The organism is Achromobacter sp. 46006 (assembly GCF_059761975.1).
Genome location: NZ_JCBANN010000022.1, coordinates 11,783 through 37,185 on the forward strand (window position 1 = coordinate 11,783; position 25,403 = coordinate 37,185).

Here is a 25,403-nt window from a genome sequence, read left to right on the forward strand (position 1 = left end):
GCGCAGCCTCGTATCGAGGGGGGCCGCCCACCGGGCGGCCCTATGCATTGGCGTGTTGCCTCGGTGCCGCGAAAGCGCGCCGCCGTGGCTTGTGGCCCCGTTTTTTCAAGCTGCGCCGCAACATCTGCGCGTGCATTCTGATAAATTGTTGGGTTATTGCACGTTTTTTCACCACACCTTGTCCCCACCTTTAAAGAGCGATTGAAATGAATCAAGCAGTAGGCCTTGTCGGCTGGCGCGGTATGGTCGGCTCGGTGCTCATGCAACGCATGCGCGACGAGAACGACTTCGCACTGATCGAACCGGTGTTCTTCTCCACCAGCAACGCTGGCGGCGCCGCCCCCACTTGGGCGACTGGCGCGGGCCCGCTGCAAGATGCCTACAACATTGACGCTCTGAAAAAACTGCCGATCATCGTGACGGCGCAAGGCGGCGACTACACCTCCGAGGTCTATCCGAAGCTGCGCGGCGCGGGCTGGAACGGCATCTGGATCGACGCAGCCAGCACGCTGCGCATGGCCGATGACGCCATCATCGTGCTGGACCCGGTCAACCGTCCCGTGATCGACGCGGCGCTCAAGCGCGGCGTGCGCAACTTCATCGGCGGCAATTGCACGGTCAGTTGCATGCTGATGGGCCTGGCCGGTCTGTTCAACAACGACCTGGTCGACTGGATGACCACCATGACCTATCAGGCCGCTTCCGGCGGCGGCGCGCAGCACATGCGCGAACTGCTGACCCAGTTCGGCGAACTGAACCACGCCGTCAAGCCGCTGCTGGACGACCCGGCCTCGGCCATCCTGGAAATCGACCGCGGCATCCTGGCCAAGCAGAAGGACGATGCGCTGCCCCACGAGCACTTCGGCGTGCCGCTGGGCGGCAGCCTGATTCCCTGGATCGACAAGGACCTGGGCAACGGCATGTCCAAGGAAGAATGGAAGGGCGAGGTCGAGACCAACAAGATTCTCGGCCGTGGCGCCGCCTTCGGCACCGCCGCCACCCCGATCGACGGCCTGTGCGTGCGGATCGGCGCGATGCGCTGCCACAGCCAGGCGCTGACCATCAAGCTCAAGCGCGACCTGCCGCTGGACGAGATCGAAGCGCTGATCGCGCAGGGCACGCAGTGGGCCAAGGTGATTCCCAATACCAAGGAAGACACCATCCGCGACCTGACCCCGGTCGCGGTCACGGGCACCCTGGATATTCCGGTGGGTCGCCTGCGCAAGATGTCGATGGGTCCGCAATACCTCAGCGCCTTCACCGTCGGCGACCAGTTGCTGTGGGGCGCCGCCGAGCCGCTGCGCCGCATGCTGCGCATCGCACTGGCCGAAGCCTGAGGCCTGGCGGGCGGCGCGCGGGCCGCCCGCTCGGCTGCGAGGCCGTATCCACAAGGGCACCTTCGGGTGCCCTTGTCGTTTGCGCCGGGACGTCCGGCGCATCGGATGCGGCTGGCAATGTGCCCGCCAGCCAACGCCGATGCGCCTTTCAGGTTTGTGAAACGCGCTCGATCCATTACACTTTTCCAGTGAATTGAGGCTTGTTCTCACGCGATCGCCACGAACAGCCCGCGCCCGATTATTCGACGACAAGAACGGAATTCCAGCTTATGACCCAGCGTTCGCGCCAAGTGAAGCATGCCCGCCGTTTGAAGGCCCTCCAGTGGGCGATCGCGCTGGCGATAGGCGCGGGCGCTTGCAGCCCGGCGCTGGCGATGCGGATCGGACATTCACGGGTCGTGTCGGCGCCGGGCGCGCCGCTGCAGGCGTTGGTGGGGCTGCAGGAATTGTCCGCTGACGAAGTGGCATCGCTGCGGGTATCTGTGGCCGACGAGGCGGCTTGGCGACGCGCGGGCCTGAAGCCGCCCGCGCCCTTGGCCAGCATGGTGGTGCGGGTCGAGGACGGCATGGATCCGACCCGCAAGAACCTGCGGGTGCGCTCGACCCAGGCGCCTGCCAGCGGCGCGGTCGATCTGTTGCTGGACATCAGCTCCAGCGCCGGACAGCGGCAGGTGCAGGTCAGCATCCTGGTGCCGTTGCGCGGCGCAGGCGCCGACGTCACGCCGGCGGCGGTGGGCGCGCCGGGCCGAGCGGGGGGCAGCACCGGCGCGATCAATGTCAAATCGGGCGACACGCTGTTCGCCATCGCCCGGCGCAACGCGGTGCCCAATGCCTCGGTCTATCAGATGCTGGTGGCGCTGTGGCGTGCCAATCCCGACGCGTTCATCCAGAACAATATGAATCTGGTGCGGGCCGGGCACAAGCTGGCGATCCCTGATGCGGCCACGGTGCGCGCGATCGATCCCGCCGAGGCGCGCCGGATTTTCAACGAACACGCCGAGGCCTTCGCCCGCTACCGTGCCCGCCTGGGGGCGGCGGCCGGCGCCAATCCCGCCGTGGTCAAGGGGCAGGACGCCAGCTCCGGCAGCGTGGCCCGGCCCGGTGATACGGGCGTGGCCACGGCCACGCAGCCGCAGGATCGGGTGCGCCTGTCCTCCGGACAGGCCCAGGGCGCGGCCGCGGCGCAGGCCGAAGCGCAGGGCGACCAACGGGTTTCCAACGAGCGCGCGATGGCGGATGCGCAGGGCCGGGTGAGTCAGCTAGAGAGCAATGTCAGTGAATTGAACAAGGCGGTGGCCGAACAGGGCGCCGCGGGCGGTTCGGGGACACCGGGCGCCGCAGGTGCGACGGGTGCCGCGGGTGCGACGGGCGCCGCGGGTGCGACAGGTGCCGCTGGTGCGCCGGGTGCCGCAGGCGCGACAGGTGCCGCAGGTGCGCCGGGTGCCGCAGGCGCGACGGGTGCCGCAGGCGCGACGGGTGCCGCAGGCGCGACGGGTGCCGCAGGCGCGACGGGCGCGGCAGGTGCGCCGGGTGCCGCAGGCGCGACGGGTGCCACAAGTGCGTCGACCGCCGCCGCGCAACAAGACAAGGCCGCTGCGGGAGCCGCGGCGGATCAGAACAAGGATAAGGATTTGACTTCTTCCATGCCGGCCTGGTTGGCCGACAATCTGCTCATCATCGTCACCGCCGTGCTGGCGCTGATCGCCTTCGCCATTGCTTGGATGTTGCGGCGCGCCGGCGCCCGCCGTGGTGACGACGATGAAGAAACCTATGACTACAACGAGCCGGCGCTCGATACGGCGGCGCTCAACCGCAAGCTCGACGCCATCAACCTCGATCTCGATCAGCCTCCCACGGACGAACCGCGTCCGGCGGGCCGCTCCCAGGTCTGAGCGATGTCCAGAGTTGCAATGGGGCTGGCGTATGACGGCTCCGCCTGGCAGGGCTGGCAGACCCAGCCGCACCGGCAAACGGTGCAGGACACGCTGGAGGCCGCCCTGGCACAATTCTGCGGCGTGACGCAGGCCGTTCCCACCATCTGCGCCGGCCGTACGGATACCGGCGTGCATGGCGCGATGCAGGTGATCCACCTGGATACCGCGTTGGAGCGGCGCATGGAATCCTGGGTCCGGGGTGTGAACGCGTTCCTGCCGGCCAGTATATCGGTGCAGTGGGCCAAGGCCGTGCCGGACGATTTCCACGCGCGGTTTTCCGCCCGGGCCCGTACCTACGTCTATCTGTTGTGGCGCGGACGCGTGCGTCCGGCCTTGTGGGCCGGGCGCGCCGGCTGGTGCCACCATCCGCTGGATGTCGACGCCATGCGCCTGGCGGCACGGGCCTTGCTGGGCGAGCACGATTTTTCCAGTTTTCGCTCCTCGCAATGCCAGGCCAGGCACCCCGTGCGCATCATGCACCAACTGGACATCGACGAGCGTGGGGCTTTCCTGGTGTTCACGCTGCGCGCCAATGCCTTCCTGCATCACATGGTGCGCAATATCATGGGGGCGCTGCTGCAGATCGGGCAGGGCCGCGAGTCGGTCGACTGGATGGCGCAGTTGCTGTCCTGGCGCGACCGCAGGCGTGGCGCGCCCACGTTTTCTCCCGATGGCCTGTATCTGTCGGCCATCGACTATCCGGACGAGTTCGGCCTGGACGAACTGGATGGCGGGGCGGTGCTGCTCTCGCCATTCACCCAGCCGGCGGGCGGCCGGATCTAGCCGGACGCCCGCCCCGGCGCCCAATGGAGGCCTGTCTCATGCAACGCCGCGCGTTTTTGAAGCGAACCGCTCTGGGAGCCGCCAGCGGCGCCGTGATTGTTGCGCCGGCCCACGCGCAGGAGGCGCCGCCGGTGTCATGGCGGCTGGCCTCGAGTTTTCCCAATGAATCGCCGACCCTGTTCGCCGGCGCCGAAGACGTGGCGCGCTATGTCGCCGACGTCACCGATGGCAGGTTCCGCATCGAGATCTTTTCGGCCGGCGACCTGGTGGAGGCCGGCCAGGTGTTGGAAGCCGTGCAACAACGCGTCGTCGATTGCGGCCACACTGCCTCGACCCGCTTTTTCGACACCGACCCGGCATTGTGTTTCGACGCTGGCGTGCCGTTCGGCCTGAATACCCGGCAGATGAACGCCTGGATGTTGCAGGGCGAAGGCCTGGCGCTGACGCGCGTGCTGTTCGACAAGTACGGCATCCTGAATTTTCCCTGCGGGTTCACCGGCGCGCAGATGGGGGGCTGGTTCCGGGGCGAGGTCAAGACGGTCGACGACCTGCGCGGCTTGAAGGTCAAGGCTGGCGGTTTTGCGCGTCAGGTACTGGCACGCATGGGCGCGGAACCTGTCGATCTGCCCGTCGCCGACACCTACGCGGCGCTGGAGCAGGGGGGCGTCGACGCGGTGGCCTGGATCGGTCCGCATGACGACGAAAACCTGGCGCTTTACAAAGTCGCCAGGAATTACTACTTCCCTGGCTGGTGGGCGGGGACCCTGCAATTGTCGCTCTACGTGAACCAGCAGGCGTATGACGAACTGCCCAAGTCCTACCAGGCGGCGCTGGCGTTGGCCTGCCGGATGGCCACCGCCAACATGATCGCGAAGTACGACGCCGGCAATCCCGATGCCCTGCGCCGGCTTGTGCAGCGCGGCGCCCAGCTCAAGGCGTTTCCCAGGCCTGTGTTGCAGGCCGCGCATGCGGCCGCGCTCAAGCTTTATCAGGAATTGAGCGCGAGGGATCCGATGTTCAAGAAGCTGTACGAGAGCATGACGGCCTTTCGCGACAAGGAAATCCCCTGGTTCCGGGTGGCCGAGGGCAGCTTCGACTCCCTAATGGCCACGCTCGGGCAAGCGGGCGCTTGAGCCCGGGCGTTGCCATGACTTGGGCAGCGTACGCCGGCGTTGGTGAGCTCAGCCTTTATACTGGCCAAATCCGTCGCGCTGGGCGACACAAGCACTGAATGCCATGCGCACACGCATCAAGATCTGCGGCCTGACCCGCGAAGAAGACATCGATGCCGCCGTTTCGGCGGGGGTCGATGCGATCGGTTTCGTTTTCTATCCCAAGAGCAAGCGCTACGTCGCGCCAACCCGCGCCGCGCAACTGCGTCGCCTGGTGCCGGCGTTCGTCGACGTGGTCGCGCTGTTCGTGAATCCGCAGCCGGATGAGGTGCAGGCCGTGCTGGACGAAGTCGGCCCCGAGTTGCTGCAATTCCATGGCGACGAAACACCGCAGGAATGCGCGCGCCATGGCCGCCGCTACCTGCGCGCGTTCCGCGCTGGCGCGCCTGGCCTGGAAACGGCCGCAAGCCTGGCCACCTATTGCCGTGCCTATGGGGAGGCTGCCGGCTGGCTGTTCGACAGCTACAGCGCCGGTTACGGCGGCAGTGGCCATGGGTTTGACCACGGTTTGCTGGAGGACGTGAAGGCTGATCCGGTGTCACGTCCCTTGATCCTGTCGGGTGGCCTGAACCCTGACAACGTCGCCGTCGCGGTGCAGGCCGTGCGACCGTGGGCGGTCGATGTGAGCAGTGGCGTCGAAGTCGAGCAAGGAATAAAAAGTTCTGATAGAATCTCGTTCTTCGTTGCTGCGGTGCATGCCGCAGACGCGAAGAAATAGGAAGAAATTGCCGGTGCAAGTTGGCAGTGTGTGGTGAATGCGTGGCAAGGCAAGTACGCCAAATGGCTGGTGAAACCAAACTGGTAAAACCGCTGTGGCGATCAGGCTGCAAAGATAGCCTGATAAAAGCAGGCCGATGCGACGCGATAAAAATCCCACGCAATGAAAACAGCAAAAAATCTGAAAAGACGATTTGCAGAGTTCAAAAAAGCACTATATAATTCTTCTTCTTTGCAGGCGGTTAGCTCAGCTGGTTAGAGCGCCACGTTGACATCGTGGAGGTCGTTGGTTCGATTCCAATACCGCCTACCAAATTCCTGCAAAGTGGTGCCAAGCACCACCTTAAAAGCCGCGTAAGTCTTTGACTTCGCGGCTTTTTGCTTAGTGCGCTGCCAAGTGCTGCCCAGTAGCGCCAAGAGATTTAAGGGTAGGAATGAGGGTAGGGCCAAAAAAAATAATAAGGGTAGGCCCTCTGGACCTCATTTTTCCGCCTTGACCGCGCAACTGTCGAGATAATCCGACCACCACTGCATCAGTTGCCGGCGCTCGTCCAGATACTCCGCGTGGTTGTACGCCCGGCGCACCATGTTGCGCTTTGACCCTAGCCCAGTTTTTAGTACCTGCGGATTCAGGCCGTCTGGGAACCAAGCCTGGCAGTTCCGGCTAAGCCGATTATTTCGGGCGAGAGCCTCCGCATTTTCCTCTTCATCCCCTATTAACCGCCCGTGGGCGGCAGACGCATTTCCGTGAGAATTCATGAAACTCATGGCCGATTCATTTTGTAGGATTCCTGCGAAAGAAAAATGAAAGGTTTCCGGCGATGAACGATTGCGGTGATTGTGAGGGAATGACGCAAGGCTCGGTTGGAATGGACGGCCATGAGCGCCTGATCAGCCTGGGCGAGGTACGCAGCCTGGCGGCTTTCAAAGGACGGGTCAGGCATGAGATGTATGTGTGCTCGATCTGCGGGGCGCAATGGGATTATGTTGGCGCCAGGCGCGGCGGGCGCGGGGAATGGCTCCGGCAATAGCGGGCCGGCTGGCGCGCTGCGAATCGGCTGGGCTTGTGGCACTATGACTGCCGACCCCAGCATGGGCGGCGTCGGCGGCCCAGTTACGCGATAACCGAAGCAGCCAAGGAAAACGCATGGCCATCGAACTGGAACGAGAGGCGCGCGAGACCGCGATTGCTTCTATCCGCCGGTATTTTGATCAGTATATGGAAGAGCCGATTGGGGGTATCGCGGCGGGCGCGCTACTGGGGTTCTTCCTGGAAGAAGTCGGGCCGGTGATTTATAACCGCGCCGTTGCCGATGTGCAGGAACGGCTGCAGTCACGGGTCGCCGAAGTGGATCTGGAAGTCCACGAAGAAGAGTTCGGCTATTGGCGCAAGCATGAGAAGGACGGGCGGGGGCGCCGCAAGTGACGGCGGCGGCATGGGCGGTGCGCCTGCGGGCTGCGCGGCAGGAGCCCCGGTTCAAGTGGGCGCGTATTTGCGGCCGATAGCATGGCGGGAAAAGTGAGGCTCACCGGGGCTCAAGCCGCCCGCAAGCAGCGTTCCGCCATCTCCAAATAGTGCGTCAGTGGTGGCGTATCCAGTCCGACCACCTTGGCCTGGTCGTCGTAGCGGCGCAGCCGCACCGCGGCCATGGCATGCGGTTGCGCGATGAAGGCGTCCGCCTGTTGTGGGCTGAACACGCCGCCCTGCAAGGACAGGCTCTGTACCGAGGCGGGCGACAAGCTGTCCAGATAGGCGGGCTCGATCGCGCCCAGGTAGCGCTTGGCGGCAACGTGCAGGCGCACGGGCGCCGTGACGTTCTCGCGGAACAGCGAGGCCAGGGCCGTTGCGGCTACGTCCTGGTGGCGCATATCGGTGGTGATACTCTCGGCGAGCATCAGGTGGCCGATGTCATGCAGCAGCGCGGCGACGATCATGGCGTCGGATTCGCCGGCCTGTTCAGCCAGTTGCGCGCACTGCAACGCGTGTTCGGTCTGGCTGATGGCTTCGCCGCCGTAGTAGGCGACGCCGTGACGGGCGAACAGGTCCTGGATGATGGGGAGCGTAAGCACGGGCAATACCTTCGGATTGATGGATTGTCAGGCACGGTATTCCATTATGTTGACATCTAGATGACTGGAACAATTTGGCCGATGCGGATTCCATGCGCTTTGCCAGCGTGGTTGTCATCGCGATTCGCTGCGCCACCGCACAACTGCGTTATCCTGCACCCCATCATGATGAGAGCACTGTGGCTGATCCTGGGTTGCGCGATGCTGGCGCTGGGCGTGATCGGCGCCTTTCTGCCGGTGATGCCGACGACGATTTTCCTGATCCTGGCGGTGGCCTGTTTTTCACGCTCGTCACCGCGCCTGGAGCGCTGGTTGCTGGACAGCCCGACCTACGGCCCGTCGCTGCGCGCCTGGCGTGAGCAGGGGGCGGTATCGCGCAAGGGCAAGTTGTATGCGTCGCTGGGCATGGCGGTGGGCTATGGCCTGTTCTGGTGGGGCGCGCATCCGTCGCTTTTGCTTGCATCCGGCGTAGGCCTGTTCTTCCTTGCAAGCGCCGCTTATGTGCTGAGCCGTCCCAGTCCGCGAGCGCTCGATCCGCAACAGAAAACGCCTGGCGAAAGCGGCGGTCCGGCGGCAGGGGCGTGAAGGCCGGTTGAAAGCCCCGCGCTGGCCGTAACGCGCCGAAACCGTCACTTTCCGCGGCCCCGGCAACCGCGCGGCCGGTGGATCCGGCCCCCGGGGACGCCGAGCAGGTCAGCGCCAAGGGATCGGTCACGCGGGTGTCGCGGCCGCGGCTGGTGGCGTAGCGGCCCGAGCGCTCCGATTCATGCCGCCTGGCGACGCCTGGGCGTGCCGGCCGCGAGGTGCACATCTTCGCGGCCGGCAAGCTTGACTGGGACATGGGCAAGCCGGATTCGCCGGTGCATGCATGGCCCGGCCTGTTCACGCAGTGGGCCATGTTCAACCGGTTCTTCACGGACTGATTCCGGCCCGCCTCCGTCAGTGTGAGTGGCGCGGATCGCCGCGGGTCTCGACCACTTTGAGATACAGCGTCGCGGGTTCCAGGCAGCCGCCGGTGGATAGCTGGCCCACCAGTTGCCGATACAGTTCCTGCCAGGGCGTCTGCGCCGGCGGCGGCTGGTACGCCGGCTCCTGCCGGCGCCGCGCCAGTTCGGCTTCGTCCACCAGCGCGATGACGCTGCGCTGGTTCAGGTCGACGCGAATGCGGTCGCCGGTGCGCAGCAGCGCCAGCCCGCCGCCGACAGCGGCCTCGGGCGACATGTTCAGGATCGACGGGCTGGCCGAGGTGCCGCTCTGGCGGCCGTCGCCCAGGCAGGGCAGCGAGTCGATGCCGCGCTTGAGCAGGTGCGAGGGCGGCGCCATGTTGACGACTTCGGCGCTGCCGGGATAACCGACCGTGCCGGCGCCGCGGATGACCAGGATGCAGTGCTCGTCGATGTTCAGCGCGGGGTCCTCGATGCGCGCGTGGTAGTCCTCGGGGCCTTCGAACACGATGGCGCGGGCCTCGAAGGCGTTCTCGTCGCCGGGCGCCGACAGATAGGCGCGGCGGAACGCCTCGCCCACCACCGACATCTTGATGACCGCGCTGTCGAAGAAATTGCCCGACAACACGATGAAGCCGGCGCGGTGCTTGAGCGGCGCATCGCAGGCGCGGATGACGTCCGCATCGTGCGTCTTGGCGTCGGCGGCTATCTGGCCGATGGTCTTGCCGGAGACGGTGGCGCAATCGGCGTGCAGGCGGCCGGCAACCAACAGTTCGTGCATCACGGCCGGGACGCCGCCGGCGCGGTGGAAGCCTTCGCCCAGGTGTTCGCCAGCGGGCACGCAGTTCACCAACAGCGGCACGTCTTCGCCCAGCCGCTGCCAGTCGTCCAGGCTCAGGTCGATACCGGCGTGGCGCGCCATGGCGATCAGGTGCGGCGGACAGTTGCTGGACGCGCCCAGCGCCGAGGCGACGACGATGGCGTTCTCGAATGCCTCGCGCGTCAGGATATGGGACGGGCGCAGGTCCTCGCGCACCATGTCGCAGATGCGCAGGCCGGTGGCATAGGCCATCTGCCCGCGCTCACGATAGGGCGCCGGAATGCTGGCGCAGGTAGGCAGCGACATGCCCAGCGCCTCGGCCAGCGAGTTCATGGACAGCGCGGTGCCCATGGTGTTGCAGTGGCCGATGGACGGCGAGGATGCCGTGGCCAGCGTCATGAAACCTTCGTAGTCCAGCTTGCCCGCCGCCATCAGGTTGCGGGCGTGCCAGATGACCGTGCCGGAGCCGACCCGCTGGCCATCGTGCCAGCCGTCCAGCATGGGGCCGCCCGACAGCACGATGGCGGGGATGTCAACGGTGGCCGCCGCCATCAGGCAGGCCGGCGTGGTCTTGTCGCAGCCGGTGGTCAGCACCACGCCGTCCAGCGGGTAGCCATGCAGGATCTCCACCAGGCCCAGATAGGCCAGGTTGCGGTCCAGCGCCGCGGTCGGGCGGCGGCCCTGTTCGGCCAGCGGATGCACCGGGAACTCCATCGGGATGCCGCCGGCGTCGCGGATGCCGGCCTTGATACGTTCGGCCAATGCCAGATGGTGGCGGTTGCACGGCGCCAGGTCGCTGCCGGTCTGGGCGATGCCGATGATGGGGCGGCCCGATTGCAGTTCCTGGCGCGTCAGGCCGTAGTTCAGGTAGCGTTCCACGTAGATCGCCGTCATGTCGGCGTGGGCGGGATCGTCGAACCATTTCTGGCTGCGCAGTTTGCGCGCGGAGTCGGTCATGGGGGCCTCGTGTGCTTCAAGGGGGCGGTGCCTGTGCGGGCGGGCCGGGGCGGTGGCCGCTCCCGGTGCCGGGGCGCCGGCGGCGTGCCGCCGGCCATTCCCCGCGCCCATCGTTCTAGTTGCGTGCCTTGCTGATTTCGGCGTTCAGCCGCTTGATCAGGTCCGGGCCCAGTTCCTGGGTGTACTTGTCGACCACGGGTTGCACTTTCTCGCGCATGCGCGCCACTTCCTCCGGCGACACCGTGTTGATCTTCATGCCGGCCTTTTCCAGCGTGCCCATTGCCTTCAGCGAGTCGGCGCGGCTGTCCTTGCGCTCGAAATCGCGCGAAGCCTCGGCGGCCTGTCGCACCAACTGCTGTTCGTCGGGTGAGAGTTTGTCCCACCATTTCTTGGACGCCATCACCACCCAGGGCGTATAGACGTGGCGGGTGATGGTCAGGTAAGGCTGCACCTCGTAGAATTTGCTGCTCTGGATTGTGGTGACGGGGTTTTCCTGGCCATCGACGGTACGGGTCTCGAGTGCGGTGAACAGTTCCGAAAACGGCATCGGCACGGCGTTCGCGCCCAGCGTATTGAACACGCCCAGCGCGATCTGGTTCTGCATCACGCGCAGTTTGATGCCCTGCAGGTCTTCGGCGCGTACGATGGGGTGCTTGGAGTTGGTCATGTTGCGAAAGCCGTTCTCCCAATACACCAGGCCCACCAGGCCCTTGGCTTCCAGCTTGTCGAGCAGGTCCCGGCCCAGTTGGCCGTCCAGCACGGCGTCGGCCTCTTTTTCGCTGTTGAACAGGAACGGCAGGTCGAAGACGCCGAATTCCTTGACCATGCCGGCCAGCGGCGCGGTGGAGCCTACCATCATCTCCTGGGCGCCGCCCACCAGCGCGCCCTGCATCTGCTCGTCGGAGCCCAGGTTGGCGGAACCGAAGGTCTTCATCTTGAGTTTGCCGCCGCTGATTTTTTCCAGCTCCTGCGCCAGGTGACGCGCGGCGCGGCCCTGCACGCTGTCTTCGTTCAGACCATAGCCGAAGCGGATCAACCGCGGCTTGACGTCGGCGGCCGCGGCGGCGCCGGCAAAAGCGCAGGACAGCGCCGCGGCCAATGCGATGAAACGGATCTTGAAACGGGGGTTCATGGTGCTCCTCCTTGGCGTCTTCTAAGGGGCGTCGGGGCGACGCGCTTGTTTGCGGGCTTCAGTGCATCCAGCTCGCGGGAACGGTGATCAGCTCGGGGAAGATCACCAGCAGTATCAACAGCAGCGTGTAGGCCAGCACATAGCGCCATACGCCTCTGCAGATCGTTTCCATATTGATGCGGGCCACGCCGCAGACCACGTTCAGGACGGTGCCGACTGGCGGGGTCAGCAGGCCGACGCAGCCCACCATGACGAACATGACGCCGAAGTAGACGGGATCGATGCCGGCCTGGGTGACGACCGGCATGAGCACCGGCGCCAGGATCAGGATGGTGGGGGTCAGGTCCATGACCATGCCCACCAGCGTCAGCAGCACCAGCAGCGCAAACATCAGCAGCCTGGGATGGTCGAGTACCGGTTCCAGCAGCGCGATCAGGTCTTGCGGCATGTCGGCCAGCGTGATCATGTAGGACGACACCATGGCGGCCGCCACAAGGAACATGACCACGGCGGTGGTGCGGGCGGCGTTGACGAACAGGGGCAGCAACTGCCGCAGGCCGATCTCGCGGTAGACGAACAGGCTGATCAGCAGCGCGTAGACGGCGGCCACCACGGCCGCCTCGGTGGGGGTGAAAATGCCGCCGCGCAGGCCGCCGATGATGATGACCGGCAGCAGCAGCGCCCAGGCCGATTCGCGTAGCGCCCGCAGGCGTGCCCGCCACGGTTGGCGCGGCGTGGCCTTGGTTGTGCCATGCCTGCGCGCGATCCAGGTCCATACCGCGACCAGCGTCAGGCCCATCAGCAGGCCCGGCGCGATGCCGGCGAAGAACAGCTTGGTGATGGAAATGTTGGTGGCGACGCCGAAGATGATGAACGAGATCGACGGCGGAATGATCGGCGCGATGATGCCGCCCGCGGCGATCAGGCCGGAAGCCTGGCCGGCGTCGTAGCCCTTGTCGCGCAGCATCGGGATCAGCAGCGAGCCTAGCGCGGCGGCGTCGGCCACGGCCGAACCGGACAGGGCCGCCAGCAGCACGCTGGCGAAGATGGCGACATAGCCCAGCCCGCCCTGGATATGGCCGACGAACATGCCGGCCAGGTTGACGATGCGGCGCGAGATGCCGCCGGCATTCATCAGTTCGCCGGCCAGCATGAACAGCGGCACCGCCATCAGGGTGAAGCTGTTGGCGCCCGACAGCATGTTCTGCGCCAGGATCTGGCTGTCGAAGAAATCGAGTTGGAACATCATGGCGATCGCGCTCAGCAGCAGCGCGAACGCGATCGGCATGCCCAGGGCGATCAGCCCCAGCAATACCAGCAGGAAGACGGTCAGGATCATGGGTGCAGGTCCGAACGAATGGCGGCGGGCCGGTCAGACCAGCGGGTCTTCGGCGCGGGACTCCGCCGGCAGCGGGCCGCCGGCCAACACCCGGATGAGGTCCAGCAGGGTCAACAGACCCATCGCGATGGCGGCGTAGAGCGCTGCGGCGTTGAACACCGCCAGCGGCATCGAAGTGACCGGCAGGCGGGTGTCGAGCCCGATCAGGGTCTGGGTCCAGCTACCGTCGGCCAGCAGCCACAGGGTCCACAGCACCAGCAATTGACAGAGAACGTGCGAAATCCGGCGAGCTACCGGGCCGAAGCGGTCCACCAGCATCGTGACGCCGATATGCTGATGGTCGCGCAGGGCCAGCACCGCGCCCAGGAAGATCAACCAGACGAAGGCCAGGCGGGAGATCTCGTCGGAGACATTGATGCCGGAATTGAACAGGTAGCGCAGGGCGACGTTGCCGAACAGCAGCACCACCATGACGGCCAGGCAGGCCACCATCAGCCAGGTCTGTAGCCGGGCGCACCAATCCGCCGCGCGGGCCAGGCGGGCAGGACCGGACCGCCCCTCGGGGGAACCATGCATGCTTGTCTCCTTTCCGTTTTCCGGAATTCTTATGGATGTAGTGGTGCTGATGTTAGCGCTAACATTTTTGGTTTGGCAAGCCCCGATCTTTCGGTCAGACTACGTGCTCGCCAATCTCCAGACATTGCCAGCACAACCAGATGTCCAGCCGCAAGCCCCGCAACACCCGCGCCGGACGCGTGACCATGCAGGAGGTCGCGCGCCGCGCCGGGGTCAGCGCGATCACTGTGTCGCGCGCCTTGCGCACGCCCGACAAAGTGGCCGAGGCGGTGCGCCTGCGCATCGCCGCGGTGTGCCAGGAACTGGGCTACGTGCCCAACCACGCCGCCAGCGCGCTGGCGTCGGCGCGCTCGCAGACCATCGTGGTGCTGATTCCTTCGCTCAGCAATGTGGTGTTCGTCGACATCATCACGGGCATCAAGGAAGTGCTGGATGCGCAGGGCTACCATCTGCTGATCGGCGTTACGGGGTATTCACCCGATGCCGAGGAGGCGCTGCTGCGCAAGTATCTGCAGCACCTTCCCGATGGACTGATCCTGACCGGCATCGACCACAACCCCGGGGTTTGGGAATTACTGCGGGCGCAGGGTATTCCGACAGTCCACACCATCGAGACGCTGGCCGGCGACGACGGCATGAGCGTGGGCTTTTCGCAGTTCGATTCCGGTTACGCCGCCGGCCGCCACCTGGTCGAGCGCGGTTATCGGCGCATCGGCATCGTCGGCGCCCAGCTCGATCCGCGTTCCTTGCGCCGCTGCGAAGGCTGCCGGCAGGCGCTGCGCGACGCCGGCCTGTATGATCCGGCGCTGGAAATCATGACGCCCGAGAAATCGTCGATCGCGCTTGGGGCGGCGTTGCTGGAAACGCTGCGGGCGCGGCATCCCGATTGCGATGCGGTGTTCTTCTGCAACGATGACCTGGCGCAGGGAGCGGTGTTCCAGTGCGGACGGCTGGGCCTCAGTGTGCCCGGACAGTTGGCCTTGGTGGGCTTTCACGACTTGGCCGGCACGGCCTGGACCACGCCGCCGCTGTCGACCATCGCCACGCCGCGCTATGAAATCGGCCGGTCAGCGGCACAATTGCTGATGCGCCACCTGGCCGGGCAGGACGTCGCGCAGCGCCACGTTGACCTGGGCTTCACGCTGGTGCAGCGCGAAACCTCCTGAGCCACGCGCCGAACCTAGGCGGCGCGGCGCAGCGCCAGGAACACGCCGGAAGCCATGATCATTGCAATGCCGGTCAGCGCCAGGCCATCGGGCGGACGCTGGAACCAGAACGTGCTGAAGGCCACCGCCAGCAATAGCTGGAAGTAGTTCAGTGGCGCCAGGGTTGCCGCCGGGACGCGTTGGAACGCCCCGATCAGCAGTATCTGCGCCAGTCCGTTGCAGGCGCCCAGCCCCACGATCAAGGCCATGTCGAGCGGCGCAGGCCAGGGGTCCGGCAGGAAAAAGGGCGCCGGCAGCGCGGTAACGGCCAGGCAGATGAAGGCGGTGTAGGCGTATTGCACTGGTCCGGCCACCTTGCCCGACAGCTTGCGGGTCAACACCTGGAAAATGGCGTAGCCGACGGCCGAGACCGCCATCAGCACGGTGCCCAGCAGTGGCAGGTCGGCGCCGGGCCGCACGATCAGCAACATGCCCGCGAAACCCGCCGCCACCGCCGTCCATTGCGCCGGCCGCACACGCTCGCCGAGCAGCCAGGGCGATAGCGCCACCATGATCAGGGGCGAGGTGAAGTAGATGGCCGTGGCCTCCGACAGCGGCATCCAGATCAAGGCCGTCATGAAGCAGGTGCCGACCGTGGCCAGCATGATGCCGCGCAGCACCAGCAGAGGCTTGTGCGAGGCGCCGCGCAGGTCTGGCCAGCGCTGGCGCCACAGCAGCGCCAGCGCCAGCGTCGCGACCGCGCTATAGCGCATGATGTTCAGGAACGGCGCCGGATAGCGCGCCAGCATCTGCTTGGAACCCGCGTCGAAGGTGGCAAAGGCCAGCAGCGCCGCGAAGAACAGCAGGATGCCGGCCTGACGCGCGCCAGCGGCCGGGATGACGCCGGATGTCGAGGCAGGGGAGGTGGCCATGGCGGCGGGTCAGGCGCGGTCCTGGCCCAGGCCCTGCAGGAATGCGTCGAGCGCCGGGCCGATGGCCTGGACCATGTAGCCGCCTTCCTGCACCACCACGGTCGGCAGGCCAAGGCTGGCCACGCGCGCGCCGATGTCGCGGTAGGCTTCGATGTCCAGCCGCAGCACACTGATGGGATCGTCCTTGTAGGTATCAAAGCCCAGCGCCAGTACCAGCGCCTGCGGCCCAAAGCCGGCTAGCGCCGCCAGTGCGCTGTCCAGCGCCCGCAGGAACGGGTCGTTGCCCGAGCCGTGCGCCAGCGGCAGGTTGAGGTTGCAGCCTTCGCCGGCGCCGTGGCCGCGCTCGTGCGCGTAGCCGGTATAGAACGGGTAGTAGCCGCCGGGGTCGGCGTGCAGCGACACCGTCATGACGTCGGCGCGCTGGTAGAAGATGTTCTGGGTGCCATCGCCATGGTGCGCGTCGACGTCCAGCACCGCCACCTTGGCCCAGGTCTGCAACAAGCGGGCGGCGGCGGCCGCGCTGCTGTTCAGGTAGCAGAAGCCGCCAGCGCGATCGCGGTGGGCGTGGTGGCCCGAAGGGCGGCACAGGGCGTAGGCCGACCCGCCCGTGGCGGCCACGTGCTCGGCCGCCGCCACCGCACTGTGGGTGGATCGCAGCGCCGAGCGCCAGGTCTGCGGGCCGATGGGGCACGACAGATCGCTCAGGTAATAGCCGGTCTGCGCCACGATCGACGGCGACGGACAAGGGCCGCGCCCGGCCGACTCGACCCGGCCGCTGTAGTAGGGAGACAGGTTCGGGAGCACTTCGGGGCCGGGGTCGACGCCGGGGGCCTTGAGCGCCTGCCAGCGGGCAAACGCGGTCTCCAGGTAGTCCAGGTAGTCTGCGCTGTGGATGCCTTCCAGCGGCTGGCGGCCGTAGTCGGGCGGCGCCTCGACCGTGATGCCGCGCGCCGCCAGCGCGCCTTGCAGGCTGTGGGCGCGAGAGGGCAGGTCGGTGGGGGCGCTGATGCGTCCCAGCCGCATGAACTGCCGGGGCGTGTGCAACAGTTGTTCTTCCGAAAAAAACGCCTTCATGACGCCTGCCCCGCCTGCTTGAGCTCGATCTCGACGAACACGAATTCCGTGTCGCCCGGGTTGATGACGTTGTGCTCCACGCCCACAGGCCGGTAGTAGGCCACGCCGGTGGTGAGCTGGCTGGTGACCTGGCCACTGGGGGTGTCCAGCAGCAACGGTCCGGTGGTCTGCGGCACCACCACGTAGTTCATGCCGTGGCGGTGCCAGCCGGTTTCTCCGCCGGGCGGAAAGCGCCATTCGGTGACGGTGACCTGGTCGTTGTCGATCTGGACGGTGGGCACGGCGGGCGGGCGTTGCATGCAAGTCTCCTGATGGTGGTGCCGCGGGCGCCGCGGCGGGTCATGCGGTTCACGCGGCCGCCTGGGCCTGGGTTGGATCCCAGTGCTGGCCGGGCACGGCGGCGATCAGTTGTTGCGTATAGGCGTGTTGCGGGTTGTCGAAGATCTGGCTGGGCGATCCGTATTCCACCACCTTGCCGCGGTGCATGACCAGCACCGAATTGCAGATCTGCGCGGCCACGCGCAGGTCGTGGGTGATGAACACCAGCGCGATCTTCAGGCGCTGCTGCAGGTCGTGCAGCAGTTGCAGCACCTGCGCCTGCACCGATACGTCCAGCGCCGACACCGATTCGTCGGCCACCAGCACCTTGGGTTCCAGTGCCAGGGCGCGGGCGATGCCGATGCGCTGGCGCTGGCCGCCCGAGAACTGGTTGGGGTAGCGGTCGAAGGCCGACGGGTCCAGGCCCACCAGCGACAGCAGCTCGCGCACGCGGGCCTCGGCCTGGGCGCGCGGCACGCCGTTGGCGACCGGGCCGTCGCTGATGATGCGGCCCACGGTATGGCGCGGGTTGAGCGAGGCGAAGGGGTCCTGGAAGATCATCTGAATATCCTTGCGCAGCGGCCGGAAGCGCGACTCGGGCAGGGCGGCGATGTCCTGGCCGTTGAAGATCAACTGGCCGCCATTGATGCCGACCAGCTTGAGCAGGCACTTGCCGATGGTCGACTTGCCCGAGCCGGATTCCCCGACAATGCCCAGCGTCTCGCCGCGGCGCACGCTGAAGCTGACCCCGTCGACCGCGTGCACTTCGCGCCGGCCGCCGAGCCAGCCATGGCCGATCACGTAGGTCTTTTTCAGGTCCTTCACCTCCAGCACCGGCCGTTCCTGGCTGGCGGCGTCGCGTTCCTCGCCGCGGCGGTGCGGCACGGCCGCGATCAGGCGTTGCGTGTAGGGGTGGCGCGGGCGGTTCAGCACTTCCTCGGCAGGGCCTTGTTCGACCAGCACGCCTTTTTCCATGACCGCCACCCGGTGCGCGATCTCGGCCACCACGCCGAAGTCGTGCGTGACGAACATCACGCCCATGCCCTTTTCCTTCTGGATGCGGGCGATCAGCGCCAGGATCTGCGCCTGGGTGGTGACGTCCAGCGCCGTGGTCGGCTCGTCGGCGATCAGCAGCGCAGGCTCCAGCGCCAGGGCCATGGCGATCATGACGCGCTGGCGCTGGCCGCCCGACAGGCGGAAGGGATAGACGTGATACAGCGTGGCCGGGTCGGGCAGGCCGACGAATTCCAGCAGTTCGAGCGTGCGCTGCAGCCGTTCGGGGCCGGGATAGGCGTTGTGGACCCGCATGACTTCGCTGATCTGTTCGCCCACCGTCATCAGCGGGTTCAGGGCCGACAGCGGCTCCTGGAAGATCATGGCCATGTCCTTGCCGCGCATGCCTTGCAGCGTGGCTTCGTCCTGGCGCAGCAGGTCGGTGCCGCGGAACAGGATGCGGCCCTGTTGCGGCGTCAGGTAGTCAGGCAGCAGGCCCATGATGGCGTTGGCGCTCATGGACTTGCCGGAGCCGGATTCGCCGACGATGCAGAGGATTTCGCCGGCGTGGATGTCATAGGAAACATCCTGCACCGCGAAGGGACGGTCGCCGCCGCTGGGCAGGGCGATGCTGAGGTTCTGGATGGACAGCAGGGGCGGGGATGCGTTCATGCCGGTCTCCTATTCGCCGCGCTTGCGCAGTTGCGGGTTGAGGGCGTCGTTCAGGCCTTCGCCGATCAGGTTGATGGCCAGCACGGTCAGGAGGATCGCCACGCCGGGCCACACGCTCATCCACCACGCTTCGCGGATCATGGTGCGCGCGGCGCCGATCATGAAGCCCCAGCTCATCAGGTTGCGGTCGCCCAGCCCCAGGAAGGACAGCGACGATTCGGTCAGGATGGCGGTCGCCACCATGAACGAGGCCGAGACGATGATGGGCGACATGGCGTTCGGCAGGATCTGCGTGCCGACGATGCGCGCCGGCGTCTGGCCGATGACGATGGCCGCCTGCACGAACTCGCGCTGCTTGAGCGTCATGAATTCCGACCGCACCAGCCGCGCCGCCGGCGGCCACGACACCACCGCGATCGCGCCCATGATGGAATACACCGAGGGGCTGAGGATGGCCACCAGCACCACCGCCATCGCCAGTTGCGGGATGGTCTGGAAGAATTCGGTGAAGCGCATCAGCGCGTCATCGACGCGGCCACCACAGTAGCCGGCGATAGCGCCGACCACGATGCCGAACACCAGTGCCACGGCGGTGGACAGCAGGCCCACCATCAGCGAGACGCGCGCGCCCCACACCAGGCCGGCGGTGATATCGCGGCCCAGCATGTCGGTGCCGAATGGATAGGCGGCGTCGGTGAACGGCGGAATCAGCGGGTCCGCCACCATCATCCAGGGCGAATCCTGGTACAGCAGCGGCGCGGCCAGGGCCACGATGACCACCACCAGCATGATGGCCAGTCCGGCCACCGCCCCGTAGTTGCGCATATAGCGTCGGGCGAATTGCTTCATGCCGCGGCTCCTTGTTGCGCGCCGGCACCGATGCGCGGATCGATCAGGCGGTACAGCACGTCGGTCAACAGATTGAACACCACCACCATGATCGAAGTCACCAGGAAAATGCCCAGCAGCAGCTGGTAATCGCGCTGCAGCAGCGCATCGAACATCAGTCGGCCGATGCCGGGCCAGGCGAACACTGTCTCGGTCAGAACCGCGCCGCCCGCCATCTGGCCCAGTTGGATGCCGGCGAAGGTGATCACTGGCAAGAGCGCATTGCGCAGCACGTGGGCGCGGATCACGCGGCCGGGGCTGACGCCCTTGGCGCGTGCGGTCTTGACGAAGTCCATGCCGATCACTTCCAGCATCGAGGCGCGCGTCAGGCGCACGTACACCGCCATGAAGAAGCAGCCCAGCGTCACCGTCGGCAGGATCAGGTGCTGCGCGATGTCGGCGGCGCGGGCCCAGCCGGTCAGGCCGGCGCCCACCGTTTCCATGCCGAAGGCCGGCAGCCAGCCCAGCACCACCGAGAACAGCAGGATGCCCATCAGCGACAGCCAGAACAATGGCGTGGCATACAGCAGCAGGGCGCCGGTCATGACCGAACTGTCGATCCAGCGGCGCTTGTTGCGGTAGCGCGCCTTGGCCGCGACCACGCCCAGCAGCACGCCCAGCACGATCGAGAACAGGAAGGCGCAGGACATCAGCAGGAAGGTGGCGGGCAGGCGTTCGACGATCAGGTCCAGCACCGGCACGTGGTTGCGATAGGAAAAGCCCAGATCCAGTTGGACCACGCCCTTCAGATACAGGAACAACTGCGTCAGCACCGGCTTGTCCAATCCGAACGCGACACGCAATTGCTCGACGTACGCGGCATCGCCCGCGCCCGCCTGGCCAGCCAGCACGGCGGCGGGGTCGCCGGGCGCCAGGCGGATCAGGAAGAAATTGATGATGACCACGCCCAGCACGACCACCAGGGCCTTGCCGATGCGCGAAACCAGGAAAGACAGGAATTTCATGCTCAGGGTCCTCCGTGGACGGGCGCGGGCGTCCGTCGCGCGGCCGGGCGCCGCGGGCGGGCAGGGGGCGCCGCCCGCGGCTTGCGGCGTTTACTTCTCGATGTAGACGTCGTCGAACGATTCGTTCAGGCCGATGGCCGTCTTGACCAGGTTCTTGACGTTGGCGCGATACAGCGTGGGGAACTCCATGTCCACCAGGAAGCCGTTGGCGACTTCATTGACCAGGGTGGTCTGCAGCTTGCTGTAGATCGCCTGGCGCTTGGCCGGGTCGACTTCTGAGGCGGCGGCTTCCCACTGCTTGTCGGTCTCGGGGTTGCTGTAGCCCTGCACGTTGGCGAACGGCGATCCCTTGACGATGTTCGACGAGATATACAGCCGCTGCACACCCAGCGCGGGGTCGCCGTACTGGTAAGTGAAGTTGGTGGTCAGGTCGAAGTCCCAGTTGCCGGTGCGGCTGGCCCAGCCGCCAGCGTCGGTCGATTCCAGGTTGACCTTGAAGCCCAGTTGCTCGAGCGCCTGCTTGGTGTATTCACCCAGGCGGTCCCAGGTCGAGCCATAAGGGAAGCTCAACTGGCGGATGGTGTAGTCCTCGGGCTTGATACCCGACTCCTTGATCAGCGCGCGCGCCTTCTTCATGTCGAAGGGCAGGGCCGGCATGTTCTTGTCATAGAACATCTCGGTGGTCACGAAGGGACTGGTGGCAACCTTGCCCAGGCCGAAGAAGATGTTGTTGACGATCATCTTTCGGTTGAGCGCGGCCATCACCGCCTGGCGCACCTTGACGTTGTCGAAGGGCGGTTTGCGCATGTTGAAGATCAGGTAAGCCTGGGGGGAGAACATTTCCCAGCCGGCGGTGGTGTACTCGACCTTGGGCAGCGCCCGCAGGCGCTTGATGTCGACGTTGTCGACGTCGCCGCCGCGCAGCACGTCGACACTGCCGCGCTCGAACGCCACCGCGCGCGAGGCTGCATCGGGAATCACGTTGAACACCAGTTCGTCCAGGTAGGGCTTGCCCGGCTTCCAGTAGTCGGGGTTGCGCACCAGTTTGATGTACTCGCCGCGCTTCCATTCCTTGAACATGAACGGGCCGGTGCCGATGGGCTTCTGGTTGGCCGGGTTGGTCATGTAGTCGGTGCCGGCGTAGATGTGCTTGGGCATCATCGGCGCGAAGCCCGGCTCGAACATCAGCATGAAAGCCGGGAACGGCGTCTTCAGCTTGATGACCACGGTCTTCGGATCGGTGGCCTGCACCGAGGCGACGAACTTGTTGAGTATCACGCGGGCCCGCGCATGTGTCTTGGGCAGCATGTCCGCGAGCGAGAACACCACGTCGTCGGCCGTGAACGGCTTGCCGTCATGCCATTTGACGTTGTCCTGCAAGTGGAAGGTGTAGCTCAGGCCGTCGGGCGATGCTTCCCACGACTTGGCCAGGCCGGGCTGCGGCTTCAGGTCGGTCGAGTAGGTCAGCAGGCTTTCGTAGATCTTGCCGGCGACGAATTGCGTCGGGCCCTGCTGGTTGATGGCCGTGACGATAACGGGCGGCTCGGGCTGGACGATCATGTTGAGCGTGCCGCCCTTGGTCTGGGCCAGGGCCTGCGTGGCCGGCAAGGCGGCCGCCAGAACCAGGGCGCCGATGCTGAGGGAGAACCAAGTCTTCGATTTCACTGCGAGCCTCCAGGCTGGAAGAGGGTTGTCAGGTGGCCGCTTGTCACACGGCGCGTGCCGGTAGTGATAAGCAAACCTCGTGCCACCTGTTTCTCGGGGAACTGCGGGGTGGAGCTGCTACAACAATGCTACGTAAGGGTGCAGATACGGCGCCGCGCACCAATGCGGCGATAGACTGGCTGCATGCGCGCCCCGCTATCGGGTGATGTCTATCCAGGTGGTTTTCAGGTCGCTGTACTTGTCGAGCGCATGCAGCGACTTGTCGCGGCCGAACCCCGATTGCTTGACGCCGCCGAACGGCACCGTGATGTCGCCGTCGGCATAGCAATTGACCCAGACCAGGCCGGCGCGCAGGCGCCGCGACAGGCGGTGCGCGCGCCCCAGATTGGCGGTCCAGAGCCCGGCGCCCAGGCCGTACGCGGAATCATTGGCCAATGCGATGGCCTCGTCTTCCGTATGGAATCGCTGCGCTGCCAGCACCGGGCCGAAGATTTCCTCGCGCAGCAGCGGGCTGGATGCGTCGGTGCAGTCGAAGATGGTCGGTTCGATGTAGAAGCCGCCGCTGTCGCCGTGCAACTGGCGCCCGCCGACACGCAGCGTGGCGCCCTCGGCCTGGCCGGCCGCGATGCGCGCCATTACCGAGCGCGTCTGGCGCTCGTCGACCATGGCGCCCAGGGCCGTGGCCGGATCGAGCGGATTGCCCGGCCGCATTTCGGCGGCGTGCCGGGCCACTTTCTCCATGAAGGTCTCATAGATGGCGTCGTGCACGTACAGGCGCGAACCGGCGATGCATACCTCGCCCTGGTTCGAGAAGATTGCCAGCGCGGCAATCAGCGCGGCATGGTCCAGGTCGGGGCAGTCCTCGAACACGATGTGGGGCGACTTGCCGCCGCATTCCAGCCACACGCGCTTGAGGTTCGATTCGCCTGAATAGCTCATGAAACGCTTGCCGGTGGCGGTGGAGCCGGTGAAGGCCACGCAGTCGACATCCGGGTGCAGGCCAAGCGCGCTGCCGGCGACCGGGCCGGCGCCGGGCACGACGTTGAAGACGCCCGCGGGGATGCCGGCCTGTGCGGCCAGCGCTGCCAGGCGCAGTGCGCTCAACGAGGATTGCTCGGCCGGCTTGAGGATCACGCTATTGCCCGCGGCCAGGGCCGGCGCGACTTTCCAGGCGGCCATCAGCAACGGGTAGTTCCATGGCACCACGGCCGCCACCACGCCCAGCGGTTCGCGCGTGACCGTGGCCAGCGTATTGGCGCCGGTGGGCGCGATCTCGTCATAGCGCTTGTCGATGGCTTCGCCATACCAGGCGTAGCAGTGTGCGGTTTCGGGCAGGTCGAAGGCCAGCGCGTCGCGGATCGGCTTACCCATGTCCAGGGTTTCGATCAGCGCCAGTTCTTCGGTGTGTTCGGTGATCAGTTGTCCCAGCCGCACCAGGCAGGCTTTGCGTTCACGCGGCGACAGGCCGGACCAGACGCCGGTCTCGAAGGCACGCCGGGCGGCGGCCACGGCGCGGTCGACATCGGCCGCGCCGCAGGCGGCCACGTCGGCCAGCTTGCGGCCGTCGATCGGGCTGGTGGCGGGGAAGGTGGCGCCGTCGGCGGCATCGACATAGGCGCCGTCGATATAGGCCTGGCCGCGCAGTGTCAGAGCATCGGCGCGGGCTTGCCAGTATTCGAGGGTATGCAGGGTCATGACAGGGTCCTCGTCGTTTCAGCGCGCGGCGTTGGCGCGGGCCACCATGGCGTCCAACAGCACGTTGCAGCCGGCTTCCAGGTGCGCGGGCTGCGCATCCTCGATTTCGTTGTGGCTGATGCCGTCCTTGCACGGCACGAAAATCATGGCGGTGGGCGCCACCGCGGCCATGTAGACGGCGTCATGGCCGGCGCCGGTGACGATGTCCATGGCCGGCAGGCCGCGGCGCGCGGCGCCCTGGCGCACCTTCTCCACCAGGTCGGGATCGAACGGGGTGGGGCGGAAGTACTGCACGTCCTTCACCTCCACCTGCACGCCGTGCTTCTCCGCGATCTCGCGGCAGGCCTCGCGCCATTGCTGATCCATGCGCGTGAGCGTGGCTTCGTCTTCGTGGCGCAGGTCGGTGGTGAAGCGCACCTGGCCCGGGATCACGTTGCGCGAACCGGGGTGGGCATGGATCTCACCCACCGTGCCGCGCCCGTGCGGCTGGTGCGCGTTGGCGATATTGATGACGGCCTGCACCAGGTAGCTGGCGGCATACAGCGCGTCGCGGCGTATGCCCATGGGCGTGGGGCCGGCATGCATTTCCATGCCGGTCACGGTGACGTCGTACCAGCGCAGGCCGAGCGAACCGGTGACCGCGCCGATCACTTTTTCTTCATGCTCCAGGATCGGACCCTGTTCGATGTGGGCCTCGAAATAGGCATCCACCGGGCGGCCGCCGACCGGTTCGGTGCCGGCATAGCCGATAGCCTGCAGTTCGTCGCGCACCGCCAGGCCCTTGGCGTCGCGCGCGCTCAGCGCGGTCTCCAGTGGGAACTTGCCGGCGAACACGCCCGAGCCCATCATCACCGGCACGAAGCGCGAGCCTTCCTCGTTGGTCCAGATGGCCAGCTCCAGCGGCGCTTCGGTCTGCACGCCTGCATCGTTCAGGGTACGCATCACTTCCAGGCCTGCCAGCACGCCGAAACAGCCGTCGAACTTGCCGCCTGTGGGTTGCGTGTCGATGTGGCTGCCGGTCATCACCGGGGGCAGTGCGTCGTTGCGGCCGGCGCGGCGGGCGAAGATATTGCCCACCTGATCCACGCGGATCGTCATGCCGGCATCGCGCATCCAGCCGGTGACCAGGTCGCGGCCCTGGCCGTCGAGCGCGGTCAGGGCCAGGCGGCAGTTGCCGCCCTTGGGCGTGGCGCCGATCTCGGCCAGATCCATCAGGGATTGCCAGAGCCGGTTGCCGTTGACGGACAGGGGTGTAGTCATGGGGGAGCCTCGTTC

Annotated in this window: 23 protein-coding genes and 1 tRNA gene; 9 read left to right on the top strand and 15 right to left on the bottom strand. The window is 66.3% G+C overall.

Annotated elements, in window-relative coordinates; genetic code table 11:
• Positions 1-206: 206 nt before the first annotated feature.
• From asd to AC6LKG_RS12970, 6 genes are all read left to right on the top strand, one after another.
• The gene (asd, locus tag AC6LKG_RS12945) at positions 207-1,337 is read left to right on the top strand and encodes an aspartate-semialdehyde dehydrogenase (RefSeq protein ID WP_498164916.1); all 1,131 of its coding nucleotides are present in this window, start codon (positions 207-209) and stop codon (positions 1,335-1,337) included.
• Positions 1,338-1,606: 269 nt separating this feature from the next.
• Complete coding sequence (locus tag AC6LKG_RS12950; protein ID WP_498164918.1) at positions 1,607-3,229, top strand: type IV pilus assembly protein FimV; 1,623 nt, start codon at positions 1,607-1,609, stop codon at positions 3,227-3,229.
• Positions 3,230-3,232: 3 nt separating this feature from the next.
• Positions 3,233-4,054 (top strand): tRNA pseudouridine(38-40) synthase TruA, encoded by an 822-nt coding sequence (gene truA, locus AC6LKG_RS12955; protein ID WP_498164920.1) that lies wholly within the window; start codon positions 3,233-3,235, stop codon positions 4,052-4,054.
• Between the two features lie 38 nt (positions 4,055-4,092).
• Positions 4,093-5,187: a TRAP transporter substrate-binding protein gene (locus AC6LKG_RS12960; RefSeq protein ID WP_498164922.1), complete on the top strand. Its 1,095-nt coding sequence runs from the start codon at positions 4,093-4,095 to the stop codon at positions 5,185-5,187.
• A 94-nt stretch (positions 5,188-5,281) separates the two neighbouring features.
• Complete coding sequence (locus AC6LKG_RS12965) at positions 5,282-5,944, top strand: phosphoribosylanthranilate isomerase (RefSeq protein ID WP_498165005.1); 663 nt, start codon at positions 5,282-5,284, stop codon at positions 5,942-5,944.
• A gap of 235 nt (positions 5,945-6,179) precedes the next feature.
• A tRNA-Val gene (locus tag AC6LKG_RS12970) sits at positions 6,180-6,256 on the top strand.
• Between the two features lie 167 nt (positions 6,257-6,423).
• Here the strand turns inward: AC6LKG_RS12970 and AC6LKG_RS12975 are convergent.
• Entirely contained in the window at positions 6,424-6,711 is a 288-nt protein-coding gene (locus AC6LKG_RS12975; RefSeq protein ID WP_498164924.1) for a hypothetical protein, read from the bottom strand.
• 379 nt (positions 6,712-7,090) lie between these two features.
• Between AC6LKG_RS12975 and AC6LKG_RS12980 the strand changes: the two genes are divergently transcribed.
• Positions 7,091-7,369: a DUF2164 domain-containing protein gene (locus AC6LKG_RS12980; protein WP_498164925.1), complete on the top strand. Its 279-nt coding sequence runs from the start codon at positions 7,091-7,093 to the stop codon at positions 7,367-7,369.
• 110 nt (positions 7,370-7,479) lie between these two features.
• On the opposite strand, the gene AC6LKG_RS12985 is transcribed toward AC6LKG_RS12980, so the two are convergent.
• Positions 7,480-8,013, bottom strand: coding sequence for a phosphonate degradation HD-domain oxygenase (locus tag AC6LKG_RS12985; protein WP_498164927.1), 534 nt, complete (start codon positions 8,011-8,013; stop codon positions 7,480-7,482).
• A gap of 165 nt (positions 8,014-8,178) precedes the next feature.
• On the opposite strand from AC6LKG_RS12985, the gene AC6LKG_RS12990 reads away from it, so the two are divergent.
• On the top strand, positions 8,179-8,598 hold the full coding sequence (locus tag AC6LKG_RS12990; RefSeq protein ID WP_498164928.1) for a YbaN family protein: 420 nt from the start codon (positions 8,179-8,181) through the stop codon (positions 8,596-8,598).
• Between the two features lie 354 nt (positions 8,599-8,952).
• Here AC6LKG_RS12990 and AC6LKG_RS12995 read toward each other — a convergent pair whose 3' ends face one another.
• The 4 genes from AC6LKG_RS12995 to AC6LKG_RS13010 form a co-directional block, all read right to left on the bottom strand.
• The gene (locus AC6LKG_RS12995) at positions 8,953-10,734 is read right to left on the bottom strand and encodes an IlvD/Edd family dehydratase (RefSeq protein ID WP_498164930.1); all 1,782 of its coding nucleotides are present in this window, start codon (positions 10,732-10,734) and stop codon (positions 8,953-8,955) included.
• Between the two features lie 115 nt (positions 10,735-10,849).
• Positions 10,850-11,866 carry a TRAP transporter substrate-binding protein gene (locus AC6LKG_RS13000; RefSeq protein ID WP_498164931.1) on the bottom strand — a complete coding sequence of 339 codons (1,017 nt, stop codon included), beginning with the start codon at positions 11,864-11,866 and terminating at the stop codon, positions 10,850-10,852.
• A 58-nt stretch (positions 11,867-11,924) separates the two neighbouring features.
• The gene (locus AC6LKG_RS13005; RefSeq protein ID WP_498164933.1) at positions 11,925-13,205 is read right to left on the bottom strand and encodes a TRAP transporter large permease; all 1,281 of its coding nucleotides are present in this window, start codon (positions 13,203-13,205) and stop codon (positions 11,925-11,927) included.
• A gap of 33 nt (positions 13,206-13,238) precedes the next feature.
• Positions 13,239-13,781 (bottom strand): TRAP transporter small permease, encoded by a 543-nt coding sequence (locus AC6LKG_RS13010; RefSeq protein ID WP_498164935.1) that lies wholly within the window; start codon positions 13,779-13,781, stop codon positions 13,239-13,241.
• Between the two features lie 140 nt (positions 13,782-13,921).
• Between AC6LKG_RS13010 and gntR the strand changes: the two genes are divergently transcribed.
• Positions 13,922-14,947 carry an HTH-type transcriptional regulator GntR gene (gene gntR / locus AC6LKG_RS13015; protein WP_498164937.1) on the top strand — a complete coding sequence of 342 codons (1,026 nt, stop codon included), beginning with the start codon at positions 13,922-13,924 and terminating at the stop codon, positions 14,945-14,947.
• Between the two features lie 14 nt (positions 14,948-14,961).
• On the opposite strand, the gene AC6LKG_RS13020 is transcribed toward gntR, so the two are convergent.
• The 9 genes from AC6LKG_RS13020 to AC6LKG_RS13060 all read right to left on the bottom strand — a co-directional run bounded on the left by AC6LKG_RS13020 (position 14,962) and on the right by AC6LKG_RS13060 (position 25,388).
• Entirely contained in the window at positions 14,962-15,858 is an 897-nt protein-coding gene (locus AC6LKG_RS13020) for a DMT family transporter (protein WP_498164939.1), read from the bottom strand.
• 9 nt (positions 15,859-15,867) lie between these two features.
• Complete coding sequence (locus AC6LKG_RS13025) at positions 15,868-16,932, bottom strand: histone deacetylase family protein (RefSeq protein ID WP_498164941.1); 1,065 nt, start codon at positions 16,930-16,932, stop codon at positions 15,868-15,870.
• Positions 16,929-17,231 (bottom strand): cupin domain-containing protein, encoded by a 303-nt coding sequence (locus AC6LKG_RS13030; protein ID WP_498164942.1) that lies wholly within the window; start codon positions 17,229-17,231, stop codon positions 16,929-16,931. Before AC6LKG_RS13030 ends, AC6LKG_RS13025 begins: the two co-directional genes overlap by 4 nt.
• Before the next feature lie 49 nt (positions 17,232-17,280).
• Positions 17,281-18,915, bottom strand: coding sequence for an ABC transporter ATP-binding protein (locus AC6LKG_RS13035; RefSeq protein ID WP_498164944.1), 1,635 nt, complete (start codon positions 18,913-18,915; stop codon positions 17,281-17,283).
• A 9-nt stretch (positions 18,916-18,924) separates the two neighbouring features.
• Positions 18,925-19,764: an ABC transporter permease gene (locus AC6LKG_RS13040; protein ID WP_498164946.1), complete on the bottom strand. Its 840-nt coding sequence runs from the start codon at positions 19,762-19,764 to the stop codon at positions 18,925-18,927.
• A complete protein-coding gene (locus AC6LKG_RS13045) occupies positions 19,761-20,768 on the bottom strand; it encodes an ABC transporter permease (RefSeq protein ID WP_498164948.1) in 1,008 nt (335 codons plus the stop codon). Before AC6LKG_RS13045 ends, AC6LKG_RS13040 begins: the two co-directional genes overlap by 4 nt.
• 90 nt (positions 20,769-20,858) lie before the next feature.
• Positions 20,859-22,433 (bottom strand): ABC transporter substrate-binding protein, encoded by a 1,575-nt coding sequence (locus tag AC6LKG_RS13050; RefSeq protein ID WP_498164949.1) that lies wholly within the window; start codon positions 22,431-22,433, stop codon positions 20,859-20,861.
• A gap of 195 nt (positions 22,434-22,628) precedes the next feature.
• Positions 22,629-24,128 carry an aldehyde dehydrogenase gene (locus AC6LKG_RS13055; protein ID WP_498164951.1) on the bottom strand — a complete coding sequence of 500 codons (1,500 nt, stop codon included), beginning with the start codon at positions 24,126-24,128 and terminating at the stop codon, positions 22,629-22,631.
• Positions 24,129-24,146: 18 nt separating this feature from the next.
• Positions 24,147-25,388 carry a Zn-dependent hydrolase gene (locus AC6LKG_RS13060; RefSeq protein WP_498164953.1) on the bottom strand — a complete coding sequence of 414 codons (1,242 nt, stop codon included), beginning with the start codon at positions 25,386-25,388 and terminating at the stop codon, positions 24,147-24,149.
• Positions 25,389-25,403: the final 15 nt, after the last annotated feature.

Coding starts and splice junctions, on each gene's coding strand:
- asd (WP_498164916.1), top strand. CDS start 207: ATGAATCAAGCAGTAGGCCTTGTCGGCTGGCGCGGTATGGTCGGCTCG.
- AC6LKG_RS13045 (WP_498164948.1), bottom strand. CDS start 20,768: ATGAAATTCCTGTCTTTCCTGGTTTCGCGCATCGGCAAGGCCCTGGTG.
- AC6LKG_RS12975 (WP_498164924.1), bottom strand. CDS start 6,711: ATGAGTTTCATGAATTCTCACGGAAATGCGTCTGCCGCCCACGGGCGG.
- AC6LKG_RS13005 (WP_498164933.1), bottom strand. CDS start 13,205: ATGATCCTGACCGTCTTCCTGCTGGTATTGCTGGGGCTGATCGCCCTG.
- AC6LKG_RS13010 (WP_498164935.1), bottom strand. CDS start 13,781: ATGCATGGTTCCCCCGAGGGGCGGTCCGGTCCTGCCCGCCTGGCCCGC.
- AC6LKG_RS13020 (WP_498164939.1), bottom strand. CDS start 15,858: ATGGCCACCTCCCCTGCCTCGACATCCGGCGTCATCCCGGCCGCTGGC.
- AC6LKG_RS12960 (WP_498164922.1), top strand. CDS start 4,093: ATGCAACGCCGCGCGTTTTTGAAGCGAACCGCTCTGGGAGCCGCCAGC.
- gntR (WP_498164937.1), top strand. CDS start 13,922: ATGTCCAGCCGCAAGCCCCGCAACACCCGCGCCGGACGCGTGACCATG.
- truA (WP_498164920.1), top strand. CDS start 3,233: ATGTCCAGAGTTGCAATGGGGCTGGCGTATGACGGCTCCGCCTGGCAG.
- AC6LKG_RS13030 (WP_498164942.1), bottom strand. CDS start 17,231: ATGCAACGCCCGCCCGCCGTGCCCACCGTCCAGATCGACAACGACCAG.
- AC6LKG_RS12995 (WP_498164930.1), bottom strand. CDS start 10,734: ATGACCGACTCCGCGCGCAAACTGCGCAGCCAGAAATGGTTCGACGAT.
- AC6LKG_RS13035 (WP_498164944.1), bottom strand. CDS start 18,915: ATGAACGCATCCCCGCCCCTGCTGTCCATCCAGAACCTCAGCATCGCC.
- AC6LKG_RS12980 (WP_498164925.1), top strand. CDS start 7,091: ATGGCCATCGAACTGGAACGAGAGGCGCGCGAGACCGCGATTGCTTCT.
- AC6LKG_RS12950 (WP_498164918.1), top strand. CDS start 1,607: ATGACCCAGCGTTCGCGCCAAGTGAAGCATGCCCGCCGTTTGAAGGCC.
- AC6LKG_RS13040 (WP_498164946.1), bottom strand. CDS start 19,764: ATGAAGCAATTCGCCCGACGCTATATGCGCAACTACGGGGCGGTGGCC.
- AC6LKG_RS13025 (WP_498164941.1), bottom strand. CDS start 16,932: ATGAAGGCGTTTTTTTCGGAAGAACAACTGTTGCACACGCCCCGGCAG.
- AC6LKG_RS13000 (WP_498164931.1), bottom strand. CDS start 11,866: ATGAACCCCCGTTTCAAGATCCGTTTCATCGCATTGGCCGCGGCGCTG.
- AC6LKG_RS13055 (WP_498164951.1), bottom strand. CDS start 24,128: ATGACCCTGCATACCCTCGAATACTGGCAAGCCCGCGCCGATGCTCTG.
- AC6LKG_RS13060 (WP_498164953.1), bottom strand. CDS start 25,388: ATGACTACACCCCTGTCCGTCAACGGCAACCGGCTCTGGCAATCCCTG.
- AC6LKG_RS12990 (WP_498164928.1), top strand. CDS start 8,179: ATGATGAGAGCACTGTGGCTGATCCTGGGTTGCGCGATGCTGGCGCTG.